Below are 3,193 nucleotides of genomic sequence, written 5' to 3' on the forward strand. Positions count from 1 at the left end.
ACCTTCGAGCATCTCTCAACTGACCAACGAGTCGGTCAGCCTACCAAAATCCTCAGCCAACTCGGTCGCGGCTTTCTCACTCAGTAAAACTAGGAGGGCATCGTGCAAGCCGCGATCAAACGAATGGGGAATTCGGCGGCGATCCTGCTGCCCAAGCCCGTCTTGGCCCACCTGCACGTCGCGGCCGGAGATGTGCTGCAAATGGATTTGCAGGAAGGGCGGGTCGTGCTGTCGCCTGCACAACTTCGCCCGCGCGAGGGTTGGGCGGAAGCGGCCGAGTCGCTGGCCGCCGCCGGGGACGGTCAGACGGAATGGCCGGAGCTGGATAACGCTGGCGATGAGGACTGGGTTTGGTGAAGTCGGGGCATCCTCGCCCAGCGCGAGGTCAGGTGTGGCTAATCAACCTTGACCCGACAGTTGGACGTGAAATCCAGAAAACTCGCCCGTGCGTCGTAGTATCTCCTCCCGAGATCAATGATCATCTCTCTGTGATGCTTGTAGCGCCACTGACCAGCGGTAGCCGCCCTGCTCCCTGCCGGGTGGCGACTACCTTCGCCGGCAAAGCCGGCTTGATGCTGCTGGAGCAGGTCCGTACAGTGGATGGCGGCCGGCTGGTGAAGAAAGTCGGGCAGACTGATCGTCTAACGCTAAGCGCCGCTCTCGCAGTGCTACGATCCCTGTCCGCGGAATGAGTAACACGCAAGCTAGTTCATCCGAGAAGGTGTCCTTTAAAGAATTCCACTGGCGTGGTTCAATGTCTCAGTGCTGTTTATTTATCCAAACAGCTGCGAATGTTCGGAAACTGGAAACTCTCCCACCGAGCTCGCCACTCGTGTCGCGCCCAAAGCCGTTTAGCGCGCAGCCCATCCAAGAGCGTTCGCCGAGCAAGCTGGCGGGACGCAATCAGGCGCCGATCCGCAGCATGCTCGAGCGCAAGACTGGTCCGTGACGGCAACTCGGACGGTGATGCATTTCTCCATCTCGTATGTTCATAGTCTACCGGTGGTAGCATGACCCCTGACCTACCCGAGTCGCCTTACCAGCAGCTACATTTCACCTGACGGAGCCATTGTGGCTGACAGAGCTCGAGAAATCGATAAGTCCCAAAAGGATGGTCCAGACTTACGAGTTCAGACCAGCGATCTAGCAGTTGTACTTCACAAGCCCGCCGAAGCGCCTGAAGGACCGTGCGCGTAGCGGACGAGGGCTTGGTGGGCGGCGTGGATGTGGCTTTTCATGACCGAGGCCGCCCAGGCGCAGTCGCGGGCCTCGAACGCGTCCACCAGCTCCCGGTGGTGGCCCATGGAACGGATCAGGTCGTCGTGGGAGTACAGCGCCAGCGTGCGCCGGGTCAGGGGAAGCTCCACGACCAGGGCGGCCATGGCCGACAGCCTCGGGCTCATCGCCGCGTCCAGGATGATGCGGTGGAACTCGGCGTTGACCGCCGCGAACTCCCGGCTGAACGCCTCGGCGGCCAGGCCGAGCGATCCCTCCATCTCGCCCGCCAGCTCGCGCAGCCGCGCCAGGGCGCCGGCGTCGATCCGGCTCGCCGCCCGCTCGGCCGCGTGGCCCTCGATCATCGCGCGCAGGGCGTAGACCTCCGCCAGCTCGCCGGGCGAGGTCTCGGAGACCTGGGCGCCGGCGTTGGGGGTCACCACCACCAGCCCTTCCAGCGCCAGGCGGCGCAGGGCTTCGCGCACCGGCGTACGCGAGACCTCGCACAGGGTGGTCAGCTCCTCCTCCTTCAGCCGCCGCCCCGGGCTGAACTCGCCGGACAGGATGGCGCTGCGGATCAGGTCGTAGGCCTTGCCGCCGGCTGTCGACACGGGCGCGTCTTTCACCGTCATGGGGCCTGCAAGCCATGCGGGCCGAGCGATGGCAAGCCACGAGCCGCCCGTAGGGTGGCGGGCGGCCTCAATGCGGCTCCTCGCCTCCGGAGACGTTCATCGACTCCGCGGTGATGTAGGCGGCCTCGTCGGAGCAGAGGAAGGCCACGGCGTCGGCGGTGTCCCCCGCCCGCCCGGGCCGGCGCAGCGGGATGCGGGCGGCCATGGCGGCGAGATAGGCCTCCACGCTGTCGTGGCCGGTCACCCTGGCGAAGTAGCCGTTCTGCCACGCGCCCAGGCCCGTGGTGACGTGGTTGGGGCAGACGTTGTTGACGGTGATCCCATGGGGTCCGAGCTCGATGGCCGCGGAGCGGACGAGCCCCACCAGGCCGTGCTTGGAGGCGGTGTAGGCCTGGGCGTGGGGGAAGCCGGACTTGGCGGCCTGGCTTGCGATGTTGACGATGCGCCCGCCGCGCCCTTGCTCCACCATCGCGGCGGCCGCCACCTTCAGGCCGTAGAAGGCGCCGGTCAGGTTGACGTCGATCACCGCGGCCCAGTCGGCGGGCTCCACCTCCAGGAGCGGCTTCATGATGTAGCCGATGCCGGCGTTGTTCACCCAGATGTCCAGCGAGCCGTGCTCGGCCATCGCGTGGGCGCCCAGCGCCTGCACCGCCTCATAGCGGCGCACGTCGCAGGCGAAGGTGGAGACCTTAGCCCCCTGCCCGCGGAGCTCGGCGGCGATCGCGTCCATCTCAGCCGCCTGCCCGATCATGTCGGCGGGGGTCTCCGGGCCGCTCGCACGGCCGATGTCGGAGAGCACCACCTTGGCCCCGTCGGCGGCCAGGCGGCGCACGATCGCCTCGCCCAACCCGCCCCGCCGGCCGGAGCCCGTGACCACGGCGGTCTTGCCCGCGAACCGGAGGGTGGTCGTCGCCATCAGGCCGGCTCTTCCGCCGCCAGAGGCTCGGTGAGCATGAAAGTCACCTCGGCCAGCTCCTGGAACGCCTGGGCGACGCGGGTCATGGCCTCGGTCGCGACGTCCCGGCTGAACTGCTCGGGGTCGGCGACGTCGATGATCTCCAGGTACTGGTAGGGCGCCGGCGCCTCCGATCCGAGCAGGCCCGTGGTGCGCAGCACCTGGAAGTCGGCGATCGACGCCAGCGCCTTGACGGTTGGCATGTCGGTGGTCCTGGCCCAGCGCTCGTAGCGCTCGCGCTCGACCCCGGGCTTCAGGTTGAACAGGGCGACGATGCGCATCGGGCGACGGCTTCCGCAAGTTGGGCCTTGGCGCACCTTGAGGTCTTTGTATACGATCCGCAACGGTGGAGTTCGGGGCGCGCGGCCGCCCGGACGCGAGGAGGGCCTGG

Annotated in this window: 5 protein-coding genes; 2 read left to right on the forward strand and 3 right to left on the reverse strand. The window is 67.1% G+C overall.

Features of this window, described 5'->3' with window-relative positions; translation table 11 throughout:
• The first annotated feature begins 102 nt into the window (after positions 1–102).
• A complete protein-coding gene (locus tag HUV06_RS15360; protein ID WP_174302115.1) occupies positions 103–357 on the forward strand; it encodes an AbrB/MazE/SpoVT family DNA-binding domain-containing protein in 255 nt (84 codons plus the stop codon).
• A 32-nt stretch (positions 358–389) separates the two neighbouring features.
• Positions 390–692, forward strand: a complete 303-nt coding sequence (locus HUV06_RS16730; RefSeq protein WP_217433921.1) for a type II toxin-antitoxin system PemK/MazF family toxin — start codon at positions 390–392, stop codon at positions 690–692.
• Positions 693–1,157: 465 nt separating this feature from the next.
• Here HUV06_RS16730 and HUV06_RS15370 read toward each other — a convergent pair whose 3' ends face one another.
• The 3 genes from HUV06_RS15370 to HUV06_RS15380 all read right to left on the reverse strand — a co-directional run bounded on the left by HUV06_RS15370 (position 1,158) and on the right by HUV06_RS15380 (position 3,083).
• On the reverse strand, positions 1,158–1,826 hold the full coding sequence (locus HUV06_RS15370; RefSeq protein ID WP_217433922.1) for a GntR family transcriptional regulator: 669 nt from the start codon (positions 1,824–1,826) through the stop codon (positions 1,158–1,160).
• 88 nt (positions 1,827–1,914) lie between these two features.
• The gene (locus HUV06_RS15375; protein ID WP_174302117.1) at positions 1,915–2,763 is read right to left on the reverse strand and encodes an SDR family NAD(P)-dependent oxidoreductase; all 849 of its coding nucleotides are present in this window, start codon (positions 2,761–2,763) and stop codon (positions 1,915–1,917) included.
• Positions 2,763–3,083, reverse strand: coding sequence for an REDY-like protein HapK (locus HUV06_RS15380; RefSeq protein WP_174302118.1), 321 nt, complete (start codon positions 3,081–3,083; stop codon positions 2,763–2,765). Before HUV06_RS15380 ends, HUV06_RS15375 begins: the two co-directional genes overlap by 1 nt.
• Positions 3,084–3,193: the final 110 nt, after the last annotated feature.

It is taken from the genome of Caulobacter sp. S45, assembly GCF_903642205.1.
Classification (GTDB): Bacteria; Pseudomonadota; Alphaproteobacteria; order Caulobacterales; family Caulobacteraceae; genus CAHJWH01.